Here is a 22,432-nt window from a genome sequence, read left to right as displayed (position 1 = left end):
TCACCGAGGGCTATTTAATGCGCCACTTGGGAGAGATATTGTATCGTATCCCAATACCAGCGGTAAAACCTGCCCCGCGCGTCACAAATTCGGCATTTTCAATGGGCTCTTGATTGTTTTTGATCGACACTTTCACGTTGGCAATACTCGTAAGTCCCATGACCTGACGGGCGTATACGCTCAAGGTCCACCGTCTCGACATGGCCCAGTTGAAACTAGCCGCCAACTCGGCGTTGATGGAGTGTTGGCGAAGTACTCCTACCGAACCTGAATAAACGAGGGAGTCGGTCCACGTATGCCCACGGGTAGTAATGACGCCGTTGAATGTTTTCTGACTTATTTCGCCATTGGCCCAAACGTATTGCAATCCCCCGCCTAAATGGGCTTCAAGTTTGTCATAAAACACCCGGGCGCGCCAATTGACCCGCAACGGAAACGACATAAACTGAAGGGGATTGGTGCCAATCGCTCGGTTGGTCTGATAGAGATAAACGAGGTTGAGCGGCAAAGAATAGATGCCTGTTTCGACCGACATATAAGGGTTAACCACTCTGCCCACTTTCATGCCGTACATAGGCATAATTCCCGACCCGCCAGGGTTGTATTTGCTGAGCTCTCCCGCAATCATGCGCGTTTGATTACTGAAAATCCCGATGTCTGTTCCGACATACCAATGTCCTCGGAATAGCTTGCTCTGACCAAATCCCGACAATGCAAACAGACATACCAATCCAACTATCGCGTAGCAGTGTTTCATGGGTAGGCAGGGTTAATGACCTGAATGTGTGGCTAATATACGAAGTTTTGAAATTCGGTTTGCAAAAAAACACTGTATTATTTAGCAAAAAGCACTAAAAACAATGAAGGGCCGCTTTTCAGCAACCCTTCGTTGTTTTTAATATTTAAAACCAACCGCCTCCGAGGTTGCGGAAAGGCCAGGGAATGGAGATCAAAATAAGGAGTAATGCCACCAGATAAAAGGTGAAAACTTTGCCGTGGTTCAGCTTTTTTGCCTGTGCGTGGCCGATGGTAATCAGCACGATAGCAACCAACATTCCTACGATGTGTTCGACGGTGTAAAAACGATAAACTTTATCGCTCATCATGTCAAAACGCACTTTTACTCCCCAGTCTAACGCGTAGAGAACCAGCCCGATGAGCAACTGGGTGTGGGTGGCAATCATGGCAAACAGATATACTTTAGAATAGGGCGCATTGGGTTGGCTGCGTTTGGTAAAAGCGGTGTAAATCGCGGCAATCAGAAGCGCAAGGACTACGTAGCGAAGGCCAGAATGGGCGCGTACAAGAATTTCCATAGTTGGTTGTTTATGTATAAATGAATAAAATGCAGTGTTTAAAAAATGAATTTAGGATGGTTGATTGGTCAGGTGTTGCCAGCCTTGGGCTTTGATCGGAAAACGACTGCCGCCTTTGGTTACTAGTTCTACGTTGGTCGGGTCGTTGGTCATGAATCCAGCAAAGCTTATGTGGGGTGAATTCTTGATTTTCTCGTAATCTGACTGTTTAATGGTAAACAGCAATTCATAATCTTCGCCGCCGTTGAGGGCGATGGTCAACGGGCTGATTTTAAACTCATCGGCGGTCAAGAACGTATCGTCGGCAATGGGCACATTTTCTTCAAAAACTTGCGCTCCCGTTCCCGATTGGTTACAGAGGTGCAGAATCTCAGAAGCCAATCCATCCGAAATGTCAATCATCGACGTAGGCACCACGCCCGCTTCCAAAAGTTCATAAACAATATCCGTCCGTGCTTCGGGTTTGAGTTGACGACCTACCAGATACGATTTATCTTCCAACTGTGGCTGCATTTCAGGGTTTTCCAAAAACTCCCGTTTTTCTCGTTCCAGCAGTTGAAGCCCCATATAGGCGGCCCCTAAATCGCCCGTGATACAAATGATGTCGTTGGGCTGGGCACCGTTTCGGTACGAGATTTTGGTTTTATCGACGACTCCCACGGCCGTCACGGAAATCAACAAACCTGAGCGTGAAGACGTTGTGTCGCCGCCAACCAGATCCACTTTGTAGGCTTCACAAGCGGCCTGAATACCCGCGTATAATTCGTCGATGGCTTCGACAGAAAAGCGATTGCTTAGCCCAATGCTTACTGTCACTTGACGAGGAATGCCGTTCATGGCCGCGATGTCGGAGACGTTGACGGCAATGGCCTTGTAGCCCAAGTGCTTGAGTGGTACGTAACTAAGGTCAAAGTGGACACCTTCAACGAGCATATCGGTCGAGACCAGCAAATACTCCTCGGTGGCGGTATCAATGACGGCGGCGTCGTCGCCGATGCCTTTTATGGTTTGGGGAAGCACAGGCGTAAATTGCTGATTTATACGCTCAATCAGTCCAAATTCACCCAGTGTTGCAAGTTCAGTTCTAATCATTTTGAGGAAGATGTCGGATGCCCGACATTTGGTGTAAAGTAATAAGTGAAAGTTTGCATTACAAAACTTTTCGGTGCAAAGTTCGTTAAAAGAATGGCTTTTCCCGTATATCCAACGAATCGTTTTTAAACCCATTAGCTGCGGCAAAGCTCCGTAATCAGAACTTAATACTTACTTTTTTGTTAGAAATAAATATGAAGACGATCATCAAAAAACTCATTTTCGGCACGTTGACGTTGTCATCACTTAGCTCGTGCGGACAGTCAGCCAAAAAGATTGAACAAATGGAAGAAAAATCAAAAACCCTCACGGGGCTGGCCACGGCCACGTTTGGTACGGGCTGTTTCTGGTGTACCGAAGCGGTGTATCAGGAAATGGAAGGCGTTGAGTCGGTAGTATCGGGGTATTCGGGCGGATTTGTGGAAAACCCGACCTACGAACAAGTCTGTGGCAAAGCCACGGGCCATGCCGAGTGCGTAGAAATCAAATACGACCCCAAAAAAGTGACTTATGCTGAACTGTTGGAGGTGTTTTTTCGGGTGCATGACCCAACCACCAAAGACCGTCAGGGCAACGACGTAGGACCGCAGTATCGTTCGGTGATTTTTTACCACGATGCGGACCAAAAAGCCTTGGCCGAAAAAGCCATCAAAGAGCTCAATGCCTCAGGTGCTTTTAGCAAGCCGATTGTGACGGAAGTATCCAAAGCCGAGAAGTTTTATGTAGCCGAAGCCTATCACCAAAACTTTTTTGCCAACAACCCCAACCAAGGCTATTGCGCATTTGTGGTAGCACCCAAAGTGGATAAGTTCAAAAAAGTGTTTAAGGAGAAGTTGAAAGCGCATTGATTAGCCTCTTTTAACGTGATTCACACAAAAAGCCCGATTCGTCGGGCTTTTTGTGTGCCTTTATATATGTATATTTAAAAAAAAAGTGGATTGATTGCCGACTGGAATAACTTTTAGTTAGTTGTGAAAGAAAATATTGGAATTGCAATAGTATACTGGAGGTTTTTTAACAGCCATTGAGCTGGTGAAAAAATAAGATTCGCACAGAAGAGGAGTCTGGTAATCAAGCGTCGAATGTCTCCGCCGATGGTAGGATATTACCTGTAAAGTTAGAGGCTCTTCTCATAAATCTTCTCACCCGCTTCCACCCGCACAGGCAGGGTATTCTCTTTGGGCGGAATGGGGCAGGCGTAAGTAGGATTGTAAGCGCAGTAGGGATTATAGGCTACGTTGAAGTCGAGGGTGAGTTTGCCGTCGGTTATATCGTCGGTTTTAAAATCCAAATAACGCCCACCGCCGTAGGTTTCTTGCGGGGCCGTGGCATCGCGAAACAGGATAGAAAGGCCTTTTTCATGTTTATAAATGAGCAGGCGATACACGTTCAGCTCGGCCGCCTTGCTTGCATCAGGCAATGTAAACTCGGCAAAACCGTACTTTTCGTAGGTGGTGGTGCTGCCGTCGGTCATGGGTACGGTTACTTGCTTATCCTGAGCGTGGTAAGGGACAACAGTAGCCACCACTTTGTAGGCAGGGTTGGGAGCGAAATAATTAAGGCCTTTAAAAGCCGCTTTGTCGCCAATCGGAGAAGTATCGGAATCTTGGTAAAACTTATCTTTTTCTTTGCGGTCTTTCTCCAACTGCGCCACATAATCGGCATCCGAAACCGTTGTTTCTTCCCCAAAAAAAGTATAGCCAATCACCCCGATGATAACGATGGCAATCAGCAACTGTAAAAATTTATTTTTCAACATAGCTTTCAGGATTTAGCGCTAAAAGTGAAGGGGTTAGAAGTTAAGTCAATACCTAACACCTAACCCCTTTACGCTTACATTTATGATTATAGAATTGCTTTTTCCAGGGTAGTTTTTACGCTGGTGTTCATCATTTCTACCAAATATTCCGTCACGGTTTCGGCAAAACCAGTGAGCTTGGTCAAATCGGTATCCCAAAGTTTGGTATTGCTCAATACCACTTGCACAAATGCAGGTACGGTTTCGACCGTCACGCCCTGCCATTGCTCATAGAAATACGCCGCTTGTTCGTCGTTGATGACGTAAAACTCCTCACCGCGTTGACCGAAATAATGCTCATTTTGTTGCTTAACGGCCCGCATAAACAGCAAGTACGCGGCAAAGCCAATCGTAAACAATTTAGGCGCTTTATTGAATTGTTGATAATAACGACGAATGGTAGCTACATTCCTGGCGTTCATTTTCGACGATTGCTGGAGTGTAATTCCGATGAGTTTTTGTTGAATAAATGGGTTGCGGTAACGATTCAGAATATCGCCCGCAAACACTTTCAGCTCGTCCATTTGCTCCTCAAACGGCAACGTCGGTACTATTTCGTCGTAGATAATCTTTTCATAATATTTCGACATGGCAGGGTCGTTCATGCACTGAAACGTAATGTCAAACCCGCTTAAATAACCCAACGGAGCCGCCGCGCTGTGGCTTCCGTTCAGGATACGTAATTTGCGCTCGCGGTAGTAAGAAATATCTTCGTCGACAATGACATTTTCGCTGATTTGCTCAAAAGAAAGGGCTTTCTTCACGCGCTCATCTCCTTCAATCGCCCACAACAAATAAGGCTCCGCTACCGTCAAAAGCGCATCTTCATAGCCGATTTTCTCCTGCAACGCCGCAAACGTAGCCGCGTCGGGCTTACCAGGCACAATCCTGTCTACCAACGAGTTGCAGAATTTAACATGGTATTTAAGCCATTTATTAAACAGTTTCCCCAGTTCATTATACACCGAAATTTTTTCTACGCACTCACGGAGTTTAAGGCCGTTATCGGTAATCAACTCAGTAGGAACTACCACCAACCCCTTGTCTTTTTTGCCTCCGTAAGTACGAAAACGTTCATACAAAAACGCGGTCAGCTTGGCAGGAAATGATTGCGGTGGGCTCTGGAAAATACTCTCCTCTACATACTGAATGCCTACCTCAGTGGTATTGGAAATAATCACTTCCAAATGCGGATTGCGCGCCACCTGTAAGATGCTCTGCCAACTATCCTGCGCCGAAATCACCCGACTGATAGACGTAACGGCCGTGGCCTCGTCGATGGTTTGGCCTTCATTGTCCACCCCACGTACGCAAACCGTGTAGAGGCCATCCTGCTCGGCAAAATCATCGGCCGAACCTGCGGTAGATTTCACCACCACAATTCGTCCGTTGAAAATATTTTGCTTGTTTGCTTTATCAATCAGGTAGTCGCAAAGCCCTCTCAGAAGCACTCCTGTTCCAAATTGCAATACTTTTACGGGCAAATCAAAGGTATATTGAGTTTCGCTATCAATGACTTGTTTAGATAATTTCGGCATAGCTAATGGTATATTTAACAGTTTGGCAGGTCAAAAATGTTTGTATTGGCAAACCTAATAAATTTTGCGCAAAACTTATCTTTGTAGCGACCAAAGCAGTCAAAACTCTAATAGATTTTATTCATTCCGTGGATTTTAGGCCATCTAGTCAAGTCTAAATTTCATAGAATCGAACCGCTAAAATCATTCTTATGAACAATTACATCCTTTACGACGATACCGCCGTCCGTCCGCATCTCTTGCCGTTTACTTTCACGCGTCCTGTGTCAGAAATCCGCTGCGGCATCCTGACATTGACCGAAAAGTGGACGCATTTTCTTCATGCCAAACCCTCTTTTTTGACCGAACCTTATCTTCAGCATAAATTCCCGTTTGTTGCCACCAACGATAATATTTTCCTCAACGGCGCCGTCTGCGCAACCGCTTCCATCGCAATAGCCGTTGGCCAACTAAAAGCAGGGGAAGCATTGATTGCCCTCGAAAACGATCAAGTCATTGCCTACCGTTCACCGTTTGAAGTGGTAAATCCCGTGAGCGAGTTGAAAACGGTTCTTTTTTCCGAACCTATTGTTACAATTCAACGTCTTTGGGATATTTATGGCGAAAACGGTGCACAAATCAAAGCAGATTTTACAGCTCTTACCCAAGGCAGAGTCAGTCAGCCGTTGGCAGACCCTTTTACGCACGTTTACGCCCCAGAAAATGTATTTTTGGAAGAAGGAGCCAAGGTGCGTGCTTCCATTCTGAATGCCGAAAATGGGCCGATTTACATCGGAAAAAATGCGACTGTCAGCGAGGGCAGCGTTATTATGGGGCCGTTTGCGTTGGGCGAGGGCTCTGCCGTCAATTGGGGCGCTAAAATGCGTATGAATACCAGTGTGGGGCCGCATTGTAAAATTGGCGGAGAGGTCAGCAACTCGGTACTTTTTGGCTTCAGCAACAAAGGTCACGATGGTTTTTTAGGCAACTCTGTTTTGGGAGAATGGTGTAACTTAGGGGCGAATTGTAACAATTCCAACCTCAAAAATGATTATACCAATGTGAAGCTTTACAGCTACGCCACCGAAACGTTGGAAGATACAAACCGTCTGTTTTGCGGTCTCTTTATGGGTGATTTTACCAAAGCGGGCATCAGTACTTTATTTAATACAGGTACGGTGGTGGGTGTGAATACCAACGTTTTCGGCGCAGGCTTTCAACCTAAGCATATTCCGTCTTTTTCGTGGGGCGGCGCGGCCGAAGGCTTCACGGAATACCGCATCGAAAAAGCCCTCAAAGTAGCCTATGAGACCGTTAGCCGGCGAGGCGAAGCCTTCGGAGAAACAGAACAGGAGATTTTAAAGCACGTGTTTGAGTTAAGTCGGGGCAACAATCAGAAGTAAGAAGCGAAGAATGCCAAGTGAGAACGGGCAATTATTAATTTTGAACATCCAAAAGTCAAAGCAATGAATAAGCGAAATAAAGCAACTTTGTCATTCTGTAAGAATCTGCATTGCATCGTTCTCCCAGCAATCAGTTTTTTTCCACCACGCCTCCAACGTCTTTTATTATTGCTTTGGCTCATCGTCTTCAGTGCATTGTTCGTTCCTTCTTCATACGCCCAAACCGATACCCTAACGGTGCGTGGAAAAATAGAAAATCTCACGGTGAGGCTGTACCGCCAAGCACCCGAGATTACGGTAGCCCGGGTCAACATTTTACAATCTAATCAAGAAATAGTACGCGTCGCCCAGCTCCAACCCGATGGTCGTTTTGAGTTGAAAATGCCATTGGTGTATCCGTTGGAAGAATGTTATGTGACTTATGCCAACGTAGTAATGCCTTTTTTGGGCGAAAAAGGCACGGTGGAAATCACCCTCAACGGCGACTCTCTGACCAAAAGTGAGGTTCCTATCCGTTTTGGGGGCGCTCACGCGGCTACTAATAATCGACACGCTCATTTTTATGTAGCTTTCAACAAGTGGCTCAAGGCCAATCCCGAAAAGCCCATCAAAGCAGCGACTGGCTTTCACTTTTGGGAAAAAGTGGCCCAAGAGCGCGACCGTAAAATTGATTTCTATCGCACCTCCCAAACCGTCAAAGATACGCTGCTTGACAAATGGGTGATTTCTTCGCTCAACGACGCCGCCAAAGCGAGATTTTACAATTATTTATCGCAGGAAAAACAAAAACTCGCGTTGGCGATATCCGCATCGACCGAATTGGACACTAGCCGTTTTTTTACGTTTGCCAAAGCCGATAGTTACCGCCAATTCACCAATTACGCCTTGGCCACCACGCCCAATTTCCCCGAGTCGTCGTTGCCCGTTAATACCTTGGCTCGTTTGATTTTACAGTATGTGCCCAATATTTCGACCGCCGACAGCCTAAAACTGGTGGGTTATGTGCAGGGAGAAACGGCCAAAATGCGGGAGTTGCGGTGGCTTAGCAATCTGTTTAATCAAAAAGAAGATACACTTCGGCTTATTGCTGCGTTTGAATTGTACACCCGCAAATTCGGTGCCGCACATTCAGCCAAAGAGTTGGACTACTTAAATGCGGTATTTTACGCAGAAAACACCAATAATTTTACCCTAAAAAACACGACCCTCTGGTACAATCACCTGCGCCCAGGGATCAAAAACCCGTATTATGTGCGCTCTCTGGACGAACTTCACCACATCGCCAATCTGGATTCAGCGTTGATTCGTGCCACCGAACCCAAAATGACTAACGCTACTTTGAATAACCCGCTGGAAGTGGTCTCGGGGGTACTGTTGACCAATAACACTTCCTCGTCTGACGAAACGTTATTATGGGACCAGCTCAAACGAAAATTTAAGGGCAAAAATGTGTATTTTATCTTTTGGACAAACGATGAATTGGGCCGCAATGCACTGGCCGAAGCCAACGCTTTGCGGGCGCTTTTACCCGAAAAAAATATAGCGTTTGTGTACCTTGCCGAACATAAAATCAGTACAGAGGTATGGATGGAGGCTATCATAAAAAGCAAAAGTCGAGGCTGGCATATCAAATTGGACGAAGCCCAAAACGACTATTTTGCGGCAATCTGGGACATTGACCACGCGCCTTATTGCGTGCTGATAGATGCCAACGGCAAGTTTATTAAAAGAGACGCCCCACTGCCCAGCGACCGCGAAGAATGGGATAAAATTTGGGATAAAGTCCTGCGTTAAAATTACTTCGCAAAGCGATTGTTTAACAAAGGATACACAACAACGGCCAACAATATCACCACTGAGCCTGCATAAAAACCCGCTGTCATGCGCTCGTTTAAGATAAAATACGCCAGCACCATGCCGTAGACAGGCTCCATGTTGATGGTCAGGTTGAGCGTAAACGGAGAGACTTTTCGCAGTAAATGCACCCCCGCCGAGTACGCATACACTGTACACACAAAAGCTAGAATGACGAGCCAGAGCCAATCCGTCGATTGCGGAATCATTTCCTGGGTGGTCAGGCCACTCGTAAAAGCTACGCCCGCCAAACCTATCAACATGGCGATGGTGGCGCCGTTCATTTCATAAAAGGTAATCAAAAGCGCATTGTGTCGGCGCACAAAACGGCTGTTAGCAATGGTAAAAAGGGCCGCCAAAAAAGCCGACACCAACGCCAGCCCCAACCCCAACGATTGGTCTACCTCAAACCGAAAAATGAGGTAAAGCCCTACAATCACCAACAAACTCAGAAAAATCTCCAGCGGTCGCACCCGCCGCCGCGCAAACAGCGGCTCCAACAATGAAGTAAAAAGCGACGTGGTAGACATTCCCGCCAAACACACCGACGCACTGGATACGTGCGCCGAGCCAAAGAACGTCAGCCAGTGCAGCCCCATGATAGCCCCCACGCCGAGCATGGCCCAACGGTCGTTGGCTGGTACGCGCTTCCATTCTTTCCACAACCATAGCACCACGGCCAAACCAACGGCGGCCAGCAGCGTACGAAAAAACGTAAGACTAATGCGCGAAAGTTGCGGATTGATCAGTTTCCCCAAAATGGCCGTAAAGCCCCAGATAAGTACTAAAAAATGCAAATGAAGATAATCGGCAAAGGTGGGTTTGGGCAGCGGAGAATTCATGCGGGAGATTGATTACGAAAAAGCAAAAATCCATTGATTCTTTCAAAATGACAAACTAATTTTTGCGTTGTTTGCCAACGAATACATTCTAAAAAACTATTTTTACCTCTACATCAGTGATTACGCTTAAAGTAGTATTTCTAATTTAAACATTACCCTATGCGTCTTAATTGCGGTTTTATAATTTTATTAATGGGACTATTTTCCACAAGCATAGCACAGACCTGCGAAAAAACCCAAATTAAAGACCCTATTCTTATTGACGCTATTGGTGAGTTTATTATTAACTGTAATAAAGTCAATGAAATATACAAAGATATGGGGGTTATACATATGGGAGTGCATCCGGATAGTGGAAAGGAGGAAAAAAGAATTAATTTGTGGATAGATCTGACCGATAGTTTTAAAGATAATCCCCCCCAACAATATGCGCATCTGTGGGGAAAGGTTATTTTGATTTATCAACGTGATGCAAAGGGCAAGATAATTAAAAACGAAATTCCCCCCGAACAACTGGAAGCTTTGTTGAATGAGGTTGGTGATCGGGTATTTGTTGAACAAAGGTGGGTGGAGACTTACCATAGAGATGGAAGTTTAAAAAGAAGAAACTACCAAATAGGTATATCAATGGGAGGCTCGCCTACAAGTATTGTCCTTTTAATCAACAAAAAAACGGGAGAAGTAAGGAAGTTGAAAAGTGTCTAAGTGTCTCGTTTCTTACTTTGACACGATTCACCACCTAAAAGCAAATCCCCCCTCCCCTAAAAAATAAATCCGCCTTTCTCACGCCTCACTCCCGACTTCTCCCTACTTTTGTATTCGTCTTGGGTGCCTCATGCCTGCTTCGTAGTGGGCTTTGACGGCTTAAAAGGGAATTCCGTGCAAAACGGAAACTGTCCCCGCAACTGTAAGTTTCATCCAAAGTCGCTCTTAACAACTGCATAAACCACTGGTTTTCAGTCCGCAGTCGATTGTGAACAGTCCGCAGTACTTTTACTGCCAACTATAAACCACCAACTGTAAACTCCAAACCGGGAAGGTGCAAGGGCGATGAAACAAGTCAGGAGACCTGCCCAATGAACTATTTAGTCGCCGCGCACGGAGGATGCGCAGCTAAACCGATTTTATTCATTTACATAGTATGAAAAACACCCTCAATCCCCGTCTGCTGACGTTGCTGTGCTTTATGCTGGCCGCCGCGCTGATTCGTATTCTGAACGTGGCGCAGCTCTCGCCCATTTCCAATTTTACACCGCTTGGCGCGATGGCGCTGTTTAGCGGCGCGTATTTCAGTACCCGTTGGAAAGCCTTTGCTTTTCCGCTTATCACCCTTTTTATCAGTGACTTACTCATCAACGCTGTCATTTACCAAGGCCGCTACGGGATTATCTACGAGGGCTGGTATTGGGTATACGGCATTTTTGCGCTGATTGTTTTTTACGGAAAAGTATTACTACAAAAAATCAACGTCAAAAATGTCGTTTTGGCCGCCGTCATTGCCACGTTATCGCATTGGGTCTTGTCGGATGGCAGCGTGTGGCTGAGCGGTGGCATTGATCTGCGCACGGGTCTACCACTCACCCGCGATTGGGCTGGGTTTGTGCAATGCCTCACGCAGGGCGTGCCGTTTATGCGTAATTTCCTGGCAGGCACGTTGGTGTACAGTGCCTTGCTTTTTGGCGGCTTTGAAGTTCTGAAAATGCGTTTTCCCAACCTGGCCGTTGCTGAATAATGCAGACGGCTCTCATGAATTGGTCGGGAGGCAAAGACTCGGCGCTGGCATTGTACCATAGTTTGCAAAATAACGCCTGCGACGTTCGTTACCTCCTGACTTCACTGAACGACTCCTTCCGACGAATTTCGATGCACGGCGTGCGCGAAGAACTGCTCGACCAACAGGCCCAACGGCTCGGCATCGAACTGCTCAAGCTGCGCCTCCCCGAAACTACGTCTATGGAAGAATATCAAATCCGTACGGCTGAAATTCTCCAACCCCTAGCCGCCGCGGGCATCACAAAATCCATTTTCGGCGATATTTTTCTGGAAGACCTACGCCTTTACCGCGAAAATCAACTAGAGACCGTTGGAATGCAAGGAATATTTCCCCTCTGGAAACGTCCTTCGATGGAATTGCTGGAAGAATTTTGGGGCTTGGGATTCAAAACCATCGTTGTCAGCATAAACGGAAATGTGTTGGATCAATCCTTTTGTGGCCGCGTGCTAGACCGCGATTTTGTCAGCGAATTGCCCCCCAATATCGACCCCTGTGGCGAAAACGGCGAATTTCACACTTTTGTTTTTGAGGCCCCTTATTTCTCCCAACCCATTGATTTTCAGCAAGGAGAAACCGTCGAGATGACCTATCACTTCCAAAATACCGAAGGAGAAGACTTGACTTCCACTTATTTTTTTACAGATTTGTTGCCCATTTAAAGTCATTGCGCAAGATGAATCCTACGTTATCGAAAGACGCGGTACGCGAAATTTACGAATCCCCTATTTTGGAGTTGATTTACCGAGCCGCCACCGTTCACCGCCAACACCACGACCCCCAAGAAGTACAGGTCTGCACCTTGCTGTCTGTCAAAACGGGTGGCTGCCCCGAAGATTGCGCTTATTGCCCACAGGCTGCGCGGTACCACACGGGAGTACAAGCCCATAAATTGATGGAAGTGGATGAAGTATTAAGTGCCGCCCAACGCGCCAAAGACGCGGGTAGCACGCGCTTCTGCATGGGTGCCGCCTGGCGTGAAGTCCGTGATAACCGCGATTTTGATAAAGTACTGGAAATGGTCAAAGGTGTGAATCAACTTGACATGGAAGTATGCTGCACGTTGGGAATGCTGAGCGAAACCCAAGCTCAAAAACTGAAAGAAGCTGGGCTTTATGCCTACAACCATAACCTCGACACGAGCGAGGAGTTTTACGGCGATATTATTTCGACCCGTACCTACGACGACCGCCTCCAAACCATCAATCACGTGCAGAAAGTGGGAATTTCGGCCTGCTCAGGCGGTATCATCGGCATGGGTGAGAGCCACGACGACCGCATTGGAATGCTTCATACATTGGCGTCGCTTCCAGAGGCTCCTGAATCGGTGCCTGTCAATGCACTGGTGGCCGTAGAAGGCACGCCGCTGGAGCATCAAAAACGCGTATCGGTTTGGGATATGATTCGGATGATAGCCACGGCACGTATCCTGATGCCCAAAGCCATGGTTCGCCTCTCGGCGGGCCGTGTCGATATGACGATGGAAGAACAGGCACTTTGTTTTATGGCGGGGGCCAATTCTATTTTTGCTGGCGAAAAGCTCCTAACAACCCCCAATCCTGATGTTGATGCCGATCAAGAGATGTTTCAAACCCTGAATATCAGGCCGCGCCCTGCCTTCAAAGCACAAAAATTGGAAGCGGTTTAATCGCAACGTGCTCATTTGTTCTTGAAAATCCACTATTTTTGATTTTTATTTCGTTATCTCCCTAAAAGAGACACTGAACCAAGACCAAATGCCGCCGCTAAAACCCGCCCAAGGAAAATTATTAATTGCCGAGCCGACTTTGGGTGACCCCAATTTTGACCGGAGCGTGGTGTTTTTGTGCGAACACAACGAACATGGAACCTTTGGATTAGTCTTTAATCAAACCACCAACTTACACCTTAACGACGTTCTGAAAGAGCCCGTTGTGACCAACCTGCCACTTTATCTGGGCGGTCCAGTCGAACAAAACACATTGCATTTTCTTCATCGGTTGTCATTTATTGAAGATGCCGTACCCGTAGGTGATAATTTATATTGGAGCGGTGATTTTGAACAAATTATGAGCATGCTCAACGTCGGGAAAATAACCGAACGAGATTTGCGTTTTTTCATTGGATATTCAGGGTGGTCAGCGGGACAATTGGACGAAGAACTCAGTAAAAACGCCTGGATTGTATCCGACACGGATGCGGGCTTTATCTTTGACACTCCAGTTGATCAATTTTGGAGGGCAGTTTTACGAAAAATGGGCGGAGAGTACCGCGTCAAGTCGCATTATCCCACTGACCCACGGCTAAATTAAAGACAAACAATTAATAATCAATCACATAAACAATAGTGAGGTTGTCACTAACACAGCCAAGTGGTTTGCAAACCACCATAAACTAACTTTTTGAATTGTATCATGATTTTGAACCTTAGATTACTTCTACTTTTGGTAATTGTGTCCGTTGGGGCACAGGCCCAGACTGTTTACATGAAACCCCATTTGGGTTTGCGTGCAGGATTAAATATTTCCAGCAGTACCTATTCTCCCAACTTTATTTACAGCCTCAAACGCCAGTCTCACCCTAATTTAGGTGTTTTCTACCGTATACGGAATCAAAAATGGGTTTTTCAACCAGAAGTACAACTTTCGGTACGCGGCGGTACATTTAAGGGAGAACTTGAAGTAGTACGCAACAATTTCAACTACGCCAGTTTTGTACCAGTGGTAGGATACATTCTCACCGAAGGCTTAACTTTTGAGGTTGCGCCAGAGTTTAGCTACGCCGTCAATAACCTCCGAAGCGTGGTTCCGCTTCGCAAAAACGAATTCAGCATGGGCACAGGGCTGCGGTTTGACTTTATGGATATGGCGGAAGATTTCAGTCTGAACCTTCGCTACATTCACGGGTTTACCAATTTGTCAACGTCCAAAACCGAGTCGCTTTACAATCGTACGTTACAGGTTTCGGTCATTTACAATTTGTACAAAAAGAAGTAGCTCAGGTAATCCACAAAGGGTTTTTTGAGGAAGAATAAATAAAATTTGGATTTATAAATCCCGATTGTAATTTTGCAACATGATTTTAAACGTCAAAAATAGCGCATGGTGGTGGCGTTCTTCTTCCAAAAAGATGAACACGTAATGCTATGCTTATTTTTAACCCAAAAAGCTCGCTGTTCATCGCACAGCGAGCTTTTTTTATTTTCAATTCCCAAACTTGATAACTAACAAATTCAACCGATATAGGTAATGACAACGACCGATACTACCTTCAAAATCACCACTCAAAGCCGTAAATTATTAGGAGATATGCTTACGCCCGTTGGCGTTTATCTCAAACTCCGCGATAAATTCCCCTACACCGTCATGCTCGAAAGTGCCGAATACCACGGCATGGAGCACGGCTTCAGCGTCATTGCTTGCGACCCCGTCGCCTCGTTTTTCTTGGACGAAGACGTAGTAACCCAAACCTTTCCTGACGGCTCTGAAGAGTCGTTTGGTTTGCCTCATCGCAAACACGCCATGCAAACCCTACGGGATTTTATCCAGCGCTTTGACGCCCCAAAAAATGATTACCCTTTTATCAACGGTGGTTTGTTTGGGCACATTACCTACGACTCGGTGGAATACTTTGAAGACATTGAGATTCAGCCAAAAACACCCGACAACGCCATTCCACAGATGGTGTATCGCGTGTATCGTTTTGTGATTGCGTTCAATCATTTCAAAGATGAAGTGTATTTGTTTGAGCATGATTATGGCGTAGCAAGGCAGGAATCCAGCCACAGCCGAAGTATGGGCATGGATTTGGATTCGTTGGAGATGATTGTTAAAGCGCCCAAAATGGCGACGTTCCGCTTTAAAGCCAATGCCACCGAAGAAAGCAACGTGACCGATGAGCAAATGGCGGGTACGATTCAGCAATGCATCAATCATTGCCTGCGCGGCGATGTATTTCAGATTGTACCTTCGCGTCGTTTTAGCAAGAAATTTGAAGGCGATGAATTCAATGTTTACCGGGCTTTGCGCTCTATCAATCCTTCTCCGTATCTTTTTTACTTTGATTTCGGTAACTACAAAGTGTTCGGTTCGTCGCCCGAAAAACAAATCTACATCAAAAACGGGCACGCCGAAATTCACCCCATTGCAGGCACTTTCCGGCGCACGGGCGATGATGAAAAAGATGCTGAACTCGCACGTCAACTAGCCGCCGACCCCAAAGAAACGGCCGAACACGTGATGTTGGTAGACTTAGCCCGTAATGATTTGAGTCGTAGCTGCGATGTGGTCAAAGTAGAAACCTACAAAGAAGCGCAGTTTTTCTCGCATGTGATTCACTTGGTTTCTAAGGTAACAGGAAAAATGAGCGCTGGGGTTAATCCTCTCCAATTGGTTGCCGATACATTTCCTGCTGGAACGCTCTCTGGTGCTCCCAAACACAACGCAATGACCATCATTAATCGTCTCGAAACCACCAATCGAAGTATTTACGGCGGCGCATTGGGTCATATCAGTTTTAGCGGAGACTTCAACCACTGCATTACGATTCGTACTTTTTTGAGTAAAAACAATACGTTGTTTTATCAGGCTGGAATGGGCGTAGTAGCCAAATCGAACATTGCTTCTGAGATGCAGGAGGTGCATAATAAGCTGGCCGCGCTCCGCAACGCCATCGAAATGGCTAATGAATTGTAATAAAGCAACAAAACACAAAATCGTCCGTAACTCGAAACTGATTTTTTTCCAAAGTTTGTCTATCTTTGTTTCGTTTATTGCGTATATATTCTGTAATCAAACAAGAAAGTATAATGCATAATCGTTTTCACGGTATGAGGAGACTTTTTACACTACTGACCATTTTTTATTCCACACTCGCATTTGGACAGGGTTATATTGACCTGTCTTCAAATACAGACGTGACACCGTGGACACCCGATGGTGCTTTATTGCAAACATTCAATAATATAGGCACTCCGCAAGTGACCGTCACGGCCACTGTTCAAGGGAACACCAATCGACTTCGTAACCAAACTCCCCGCAATGACTCCCGGGGATTGTGGTTAAACATCGCGTTAGGAAACCGTACTGAAGGCGTTAGTGTTACGTTCACATTTAGTGAGCCAGTGACCAATTTATCATTTGGAATTCTGGGAATCGACCGTGAATTAAGCTTTAGTAACTATCAAGACCGTGTTCTTATTGCGGGTTATGACGACAACAATGTAGGCGTCACACCAGCCATCTCTTATAATCCTAATTTTGCCTTTTTAACCAACGGAGTAGAGCCTTTTGTCAGAATTTTATCTGGTTTCAACTCCGATCCGTTAGACAGTACCCGCTCGATGGTTACTTTTCCGGGCACTGGTGTTAAAAAAGTAACCATTGCGTTCAATAGCGGCGATAATATCCGCAACGGTGCTACTACTGCGCAAAGTATCTTCCTGACGGACTTATCATGGGCCAGTATTGTACCCGTTGAACTTATTTATTTTCGTGGAAAAGCAGAAAACGACCGTGTACGCCTAAATTGGGCCACCGCCAACGAATCCAACAGTGACTATTTTCAGGTAGAGCGCAGTACAGACTTGAAGGAATTTACGTCGATAGGGCGCATTACGTCGGCGGGAGATTCAAAACAACGCGTCGAGTATAGCTTTTTGGATGAAGCGCCCTTGCCAGGAGTGAATTATTATCGACTGAAACAAGTGGATAAAGACCGTGCTTCTGAATATTCAAAAATCATTGCCGTCAGCCCTCAAACTGCCTCCTCACGGTTTGTTATTTATCCAAACCCTTCCGATGGTCAAAACATAAAACTGCAATTTGATAACCTTGAACTAGACGGTCTACGTTTGTCAACTTTACTTGGTCAGGAAATTCCTTTTGAAATTCAGGCCAACAATACCAACAGTTTGACCATTAAACCGCTGAGCGAACTTCAGACGGGGCTTTATTTTATCACTTATGCCGACGCGATGGGACGAGGAATGTTGACCCAAAAGCTGTGGGTGAATAAATAAGGGCTAGAAAAAGAGTCGGCAGAAAATATTGAGTTTTAATTATATAAACTCCTGCTGAATTTCTTCCTTAACAAACTTGAGCGCTGAAGCCGTTGGGTTGCGGTTTTCCTGAATGATTTTCTCGAAAATCTTCTTGGCTAAATCAAGCGGAGGCGCGTCGGGGGCGACCTCCGAGGCGGCTTGGTTGATAAGCGTAATCACTTCCTGCTGGGCGCCCCGTATCTGCTCCCATGCCTCATGGCTCATATAGACTTGTTGCGAAAGATTGTGATTGAATTCTTCGCGTACTTCATGCATTAAAATCTGCTGGAATTCAATGGCTTGAGTAGCCGAACCATTCAAACGAACGATAAGGTTATTGGGGCTGATTCGTTCCAAAAAAAGACACATCCGCTCGTAAGCTTGAAGGCGAATCGGCAGGGTTATTTCCAATTTTTTACTTCGGTTTTCCAGTTGTTTCTCCACAAATTGTTTTTTCAAAAAAGCAGTTACGGTCAAATACACCGCGTATAACACCAAAGCGGCAGGAAGTACTATTTTTAAAAGATCGGTGACAATTTCCATTCGTTTATTGTTTGTTTACCAGTAAAGAGTCTCCGCAAAGAACGCAAACTGTCGGCAAAATAGTACGTATTTTTGCGGATTAACGCATAAAACTACCATGATTACAAAAAATCCCATTAGAATCTCCCCCATTGCCCACCAAGAAATAGTGGATACTTTACGCATCAACAAGATTCCAGACACGTACGGCTTAAGAGTCGGAATGAAAGGTGGAGGATGCGGTGCCCAATTCTTGTTGGGTTTTGATCTACCCACCGAAAACGACCACGTGTATGTGGTAGATACCATTAAAGTCATTATCGACAAACGCCACTTAATGTACGTAATCGGCACAGAGGTAGATTTTGAAGAAACAGAGGAAGGTGCGGGATTTACATTGGTAAAATAACCTCTCCTTGATAGCTAACCGCACCATACTTCCAGTTATTTCTATCAATACTTATAAAGCAATGGTAACTTTTGGCACGATTTTAGGTCTGTAATAGACTGAATACATAAAAACCGGCAAAACCACTTTTTGGAACTTCGTGCAAAAAATTAGGAAACATATACCAGCCATTCTGGCTACATGTTCGTTACTGGTGGCATTATTGTCTTTCTTTTTCTTTGAAAGAGGGGCTTTGGGTGCGGCAGAAGAGACTTATTTCTCGGCTGTCAAAGAACGAATCAAGCATGAACTTTCGGTTTCGCAGGAGGAGATTGAACGCATTACAATGCTGGTTGCTCAAACCACAAATACGCAGTTTTCGGACCTTCGTCAGACCACCAAATACCCTTACTATGTTTATCAAAACGGCCGTTTGATTTTTTGGTCCGATTATCGGTTTATTCCAGACTATGAAGCCATTCATAAAACATCTCAAACTCAACTTGTTACCTTTGACCAAAGCAAGTATTTAGTCAGTCGTAGGCAGTTTACGCGCCCCAATGCTCGTATTGATGTAGTTTCAGTCATTAATCTGTACCGACACTACAAGAATGAAAATAACTACTTACAATCGGGCTACAACACGACTCTTTTTACGGTAGACCCCGAGCTAATTTCAACAAATTTCGGGCCAGCGTATCAAAACATTCTGGACAACCAAAATCGGTTTTTGTTTTCCATCATCCCCCCCAAATTTGACTCCTACCATAATCAAACAGCCCCCGTCAACACCATTACGTGGGGAATCTTAGCGGCCGTTTTGTTTGGAATATACATTATTCAATGGGTCATTACGTTAAGCAAACAGAAGCGTTACGAAATGGCGTTTTTGCTGCTGATGGTGTATTTGGTGCTCCTTCGGGCAGGGATGCTTTATTTTGGAATTCCTTTTTTATTCTCTGAAAACGATCTATTTAACCCCAAGTTTTATGCTTCCTCGCCTATTGCCCCTTCGCTCGGCGACTTTTTGCTCAATTGCTTGGTTTGCTTTATATTATCGCTTTACGTAGCTGATTTTTATTTCCGTTCAAAGGCCTACCTATTTTTAGTAAATATCTCCAAAAAGGTACAACCTGTTTTATCAGTTCTGTTTATTATTCTCAGTTTTGGGGTATTCTACGTCAGCCTGTTAGAACTGAACAACATCTACGAAAAATCACAATTTACGCTCGACATCACGTTAAGCATCTCGTTCTCGGTACTTAAAATAGCCTGCCTCATTATTTTTATTCTTATTTCGAGTATCTATTTTTTGTGTACCCACTTACTGGTAGGGTTATTTATTCGGCTCAACCCCAAAAAAATATATGGTGTACTGATTTTTGCGATTGGTGCCCTTAGCTTTCTACTTCTGGCACTTATTTTGGGAGTAGACCTTAAATGGATTTTGGGTGTTCATGGTCTTTATTTTTTATTGTTATACTTCTCACGGTTTCCACGTGTTCTCTATACTTTCCGTTACCGAACCACCATATATTATTTTCTGGGTGCTTTTTTCTGGGCCATCGTTACGACCTACGTGGTCTATAATGAAGAAGAACAAAAAGACATTGCCAACAAAAAAGAATTTGGAGAGCAAATTTTTTCTGAAAATGATGGTTTGGGCGAATTTTTGTTAGACCGCGCCAAAGAGTCAATCAGTAAAGACCCCGAAATCCAAAATTCATTTGTCAGCGATACAGTTTTGTCCCGAGAGCGTATTCAGCAAATCGTGAAGAGCATTCACTTGGATAAGTATTTTGATAAGTATGATATTGAAGTAGTGTCGTTTCAGGCCGATGGGCAGCCTTTAGATACGTCTATTTCAGGTGAGACATTTGACGACTATACTAAGTTTTACCAGTTGTCCAAATACCAAACCAAGTACCCTTCCCTTTATTTTATTAATGATCTTGTCAATAATTTCAAGAAGCAGTACTTGAGTTTGATTGATATTCGCAAAGGCTCAACCTTAGTTGGGCGGGTAGTACTCAACCTAAACCCCCGCGAAGACCAATCCAGAAATGTATATCCAGAGTTATTGATGGATAAAAAGTTTGTGCAGGCTCCCGAAACACGTCAGTACAGCTATGCCGTTTATGATACGGCCAAAAACCTTATTTATAGCTCAGGAAGCTACAACTATGACCGAAAAATGCCGCATGTTGAGTTGGACAATCCAGTTTTATACAAACGCGGCATCCAACTCTATGATTACAAACACATAGGCAATCGCGATAAAAACAACCGGTACATGATTGTGTCGTCTAAGTCATATCCTTATAAAAGCATTATCTCCAACTTTTCATTTTTATACCTCATATTGGTCTTATACGTCATTGGAATCATTGGCGTATATGCCCTAAAATACGGCTTAAGACGGCTGAAAATCAGCTATACGACCAAAATTCAGATTTTGCTGAATGTTGCTTTTTTCACGCCATTATTACTCATTGTACTCATCACCCTACAAGTTATTACCGCCAACTACAACAGCAATCAAGAAAATACCTATCTCACCAGTACCAAAAATATCGGCAACAACTTTGCCCCTTATCTGGAAGAGTACCTGAGCGGAAAAAGAAGCCGAGACGCCATGGAAGAGGAACTTGGGAAAATTGCCCGGGATGCCAACGTTGACATTAATTTCTTTAATGAAGAAGGAAACCTCAGCATCACTACTGAGCCCCTGATTTATGAAATCAAGCTTTTATCCAAATGGCTCAACCCTGATGCCTATATTCACCTGATTCAAGACCGGGAAAACGAAGTATTATTGGACGAATCGCTGGGAAAAAAGCAGTATCGCACTGCATACGTGACCGTCAGGGCTCGCAACACCAGCAAACCATTGGGTATTTTAAGTATACCTTATTTTGACTCAAAACCTGAACTTGATCGGCAAATCATTGAAGTAATTTCAACGATTTTGAGCGTGTTTGCAATTATGTTCTTGTTGTTTTTAGCCATTTCTTACTGGGCTTCCAACCTATTGACTATTCCGCTACGCATCCTGACGCAGAAAATCAGACGAATCAACCTGCACCAACTCAACGAGCCCGTCAATTGGAAATCAGACGATGAGATTGGCTTGTTGGTAGGTTCTTATAACCAAATGTTGAAGAAACTGGATGAAAGCAAAGAAGAACTCGCCAAAAATGAAAAACAGTCGGCATGGCGCGAGATGGCCAAGCAAGTAGCGCACGAAATCAAGAACCCTCTAACACCGATGAAGCTGACGATTCAACAGCTTCAGCGAACGATGCTGCGCGATTTGCCGCCTAATTTACCCCAAAATGAACGCATAAAACGTACTTTCGAATCGTTGATTGACCAGATAGACAATATCAGTGACATTGCCACGTCGTTTTCGGATTTCGCCAAAATGCCGCTTCCCAAAAATGAATTATTTGAGATTTCATCTGTACTCAATAAGGCCGCTGATTTGTACGCCGACGACACCAAAATCACCCTTCATCGAGACATTCAAACCCGACGAGTAAACGTAATCGGTGACCGGCAACTCATTGGACGTATCATCACCAATTTGATTATCAACGGAATACAGTCTGTACCAACGGGGCGCCGACCAGAAATCTTTCTTCGATTACGGATCGATGAAGGCAATGTTTATATCGAAGTACAAGACAACGGAAATGGTATTCCAGAAGCCATTCGTCCAAAAGTATTCTTGCCCAACTTTAGTACCAAACAAGACGGCTCAGGCTTGGGACTGGCCATTGCCAAACGGGGGGTGGAACATGCCGGAGGCTCCATCTGGTTTGAAACAGAAGAAGGGACAGGAACCACATTTTTCCTATCCCTCCCCTTGAAGCACAGCAATCGTCCTGCTGAAGTAAGTATCCCTTAA

At 45.0% G+C, this 22,432-nt stretch carries 20 protein-coding genes and 1 riboswitch; of the genes, 13 read left to right on the top strand and 7 right to left on the bottom strand.

Annotated elements, in window-relative coordinates; genetic code table 11:
• Positions 1-10: 10 nt before the first annotated feature.
• The 3 genes from DVG78_RS13955 to thiL all read right to left on the bottom strand — a co-directional run bounded on the left by DVG78_RS13955 (position 11) and on the right by thiL (position 2,408).
• Entirely contained in the window at positions 11-757 is a 747-nt protein-coding gene (locus tag DVG78_RS13955; protein WP_147277081.1) for a hypothetical protein, read from the bottom strand.
• A gap of 145 nt (positions 758-902) precedes the next feature.
• Positions 903-1,316: a cytochrome B gene (locus DVG78_RS13950; RefSeq protein WP_114461686.1), complete on the bottom strand. Its 414-nt coding sequence runs from the start codon at positions 1,314-1,316 to the stop codon at positions 903-905.
• A 51-nt stretch (positions 1,317-1,367) separates the two neighbouring features.
• Positions 1,368-2,408: a thiamine-phosphate kinase gene (gene thiL / locus DVG78_RS13945; protein WP_114461779.1), complete on the bottom strand. Its 1,041-nt coding sequence runs from the start codon at positions 2,406-2,408 to the stop codon at positions 1,368-1,370.
• A gap of 194 nt (positions 2,409-2,602) precedes the next feature.
• Here thiL and msrA point away from each other — a divergent pair, with 194 nt between their 5' ends.
• Positions 2,603-3,256, top strand: coding sequence for a peptide-methionine (S)-S-oxide reductase MsrA (msrA, locus tag DVG78_RS13940; protein WP_199563250.1), 654 nt, complete (start codon positions 2,603-2,605; stop codon positions 3,254-3,256).
• Positions 3,257-3,525: 269 nt separating this feature from the next.
• On the opposite strand, the gene DVG78_RS13935 is transcribed toward msrA, so the two are convergent.
• A complete protein-coding gene (locus DVG78_RS13935) occupies positions 3,526-4,167 on the bottom strand; it encodes a DUF1684 domain-containing protein (protein ID WP_114461685.1) in 642 nt (213 codons plus the stop codon).
• A gap of 86 nt (positions 4,168-4,253) precedes the next feature.
• Positions 4,254-5,744: a tagaturonate reductase gene (locus DVG78_RS13930; protein ID WP_114461684.1), complete on the bottom strand. Its 1,491-nt coding sequence runs from the start codon at positions 5,742-5,744 to the stop codon at positions 4,254-4,256.
• 191 nt (positions 5,745-5,935) lie between these two features.
• Between DVG78_RS13930 and DVG78_RS13925 the strand changes: the two genes are divergently transcribed.
• Both DVG78_RS13925 and DVG78_RS13920 read left to right on the top strand, forming a co-directional pair.
• Positions 5,936-7,126, top strand: coding sequence for a GlmU family protein (locus DVG78_RS13925; RefSeq protein WP_114461683.1), 1,191 nt, complete (start codon positions 5,936-5,938; stop codon positions 7,124-7,126).
• Between the two features lie 63 nt (positions 7,127-7,189).
• Complete coding sequence (locus DVG78_RS13920) at positions 7,190-8,920, top strand: peroxiredoxin family protein (RefSeq protein WP_147277080.1); 1,731 nt, start codon at positions 7,190-7,192, stop codon at positions 8,918-8,920.
• Between the two features lie 2 nt (positions 8,921-8,922).
• Here DVG78_RS13920 and DVG78_RS13915 read toward each other — a convergent pair whose 3' ends face one another.
• Positions 8,923-9,822 (bottom strand): DMT family transporter, encoded by a 900-nt coding sequence (locus tag DVG78_RS13915; protein ID WP_114461681.1) that lies wholly within the window; start codon positions 9,820-9,822, stop codon positions 8,923-8,925.
• A gap of 159 nt (positions 9,823-9,981) precedes the next feature.
• Between DVG78_RS13915 and DVG78_RS13910 the strand changes: the two genes are divergently transcribed.
• The 8 genes from DVG78_RS13910 to DVG78_RS13875 all read left to right on the top strand — a co-directional run bounded on the left by DVG78_RS13910 (position 9,982) and on the right by DVG78_RS13875 (position 17,591).
• Positions 9,982-10,527 carry a hypothetical protein gene (locus tag DVG78_RS13910; protein ID WP_147277079.1) on the top strand — a complete coding sequence of 182 codons (546 nt, stop codon included), beginning with the start codon at positions 9,982-9,984 and terminating at the stop codon, positions 10,525-10,527.
• Positions 10,528-10,633: 106 nt separating this feature from the next.
• Positions 10,634-10,913: riboswitch (cobalamin riboswitch) on the top strand.
• A gap of 50 nt (positions 10,914-10,963) precedes the next feature.
• Positions 10,964-11,554: a DUF6580 family putative transport protein gene (locus DVG78_RS13905; protein WP_114461679.1), complete on the top strand. Its 591-nt coding sequence runs from the start codon at positions 10,964-10,966 to the stop codon at positions 11,552-11,554.
• Positions 11,554-12,255: a Dph6-related ATP pyrophosphatase gene (locus DVG78_RS13900; protein ID WP_229598223.1), complete on the top strand. Its 702-nt coding sequence runs from the start codon at positions 11,554-11,556 to the stop codon at positions 12,253-12,255. The genes DVG78_RS13905 and DVG78_RS13900 overlap by 1 nt, the downstream gene beginning before the upstream one ends.
• 14 nt (positions 12,256-12,269) lie before the next feature.
• The gene (gene bioB / locus DVG78_RS13895) at positions 12,270-13,241 is read left to right on the top strand and encodes a biotin synthase BioB (RefSeq protein ID WP_114461678.1); all 972 of its coding nucleotides are present in this window, start codon (positions 12,270-12,272) and stop codon (positions 13,239-13,241) included.
• An 88-nt stretch (positions 13,242-13,329) separates the two neighbouring features.
• Positions 13,330-13,884, top strand: a complete 555-nt coding sequence (locus DVG78_RS13890; protein ID WP_114461677.1) for a YqgE/AlgH family protein — start codon at positions 13,330-13,332, stop codon at positions 13,882-13,884.
• A gap of 102 nt (positions 13,885-13,986) precedes the next feature.
• The gene (locus DVG78_RS13885; RefSeq protein ID WP_114461676.1) at positions 13,987-14,568 is read left to right on the top strand and encodes a porin family protein; all 582 of its coding nucleotides are present in this window, start codon (positions 13,987-13,989) and stop codon (positions 14,566-14,568) included.
• A 252-nt stretch (positions 14,569-14,820) separates the two neighbouring features.
• Positions 14,821-16,266 carry an anthranilate synthase component I family protein gene (locus DVG78_RS13880; RefSeq protein WP_114461675.1) on the top strand — a complete coding sequence of 482 codons (1,446 nt, stop codon included), beginning with the start codon at positions 14,821-14,823 and terminating at the stop codon, positions 16,264-16,266.
• Positions 16,267-16,400: 134 nt separating this feature from the next.
• A complete protein-coding gene (locus tag DVG78_RS13875) occupies positions 16,401-17,591 on the top strand; it encodes a T9SS type A sorting domain-containing protein (protein ID WP_158550029.1) in 1,191 nt (396 codons plus the stop codon).
• A 39-nt stretch (positions 17,592-17,630) separates the two neighbouring features.
• On the opposite strand, the gene DVG78_RS13870 is transcribed toward DVG78_RS13875, so the two are convergent.
• The gene (locus tag DVG78_RS13870) at positions 17,631-18,155 is read right to left on the bottom strand and encodes a DUF7935 family protein (RefSeq protein WP_114461673.1); all 525 of its coding nucleotides are present in this window, start codon (positions 18,153-18,155) and stop codon (positions 17,631-17,633) included.
• A gap of 97 nt (positions 18,156-18,252) precedes the next feature.
• On the opposite strand from DVG78_RS13870, the gene DVG78_RS13865 reads away from it, so the two are divergent.
• A complete protein-coding gene (locus DVG78_RS13865; RefSeq protein ID WP_114461672.1) occupies positions 18,253-18,543 on the top strand; it encodes a HesB/IscA family protein in 291 nt (96 codons plus the stop codon).
• Positions 18,544-18,736: 193 nt separating this feature from the next.
• The gene (locus DVG78_RS13860) at positions 18,737-22,432 is read left to right on the top strand and encodes a sensor histidine kinase (protein WP_310589126.1); all 3,696 of its coding nucleotides are present in this window, start codon (positions 18,737-18,739) and stop codon (positions 22,430-22,432) included.

Source organism: Runella aurantiaca (assembly GCF_003339505.1).
Lineage (GTDB): Bacteria > Bacteroidota > Bacteroidia > Cytophagales > Spirosomataceae > Runella > Runella aurantiaca.
Note: the sequence above shows the minus strand (reverse complement) of the source record. Positions and strands in the feature narration are given on the sequence as shown.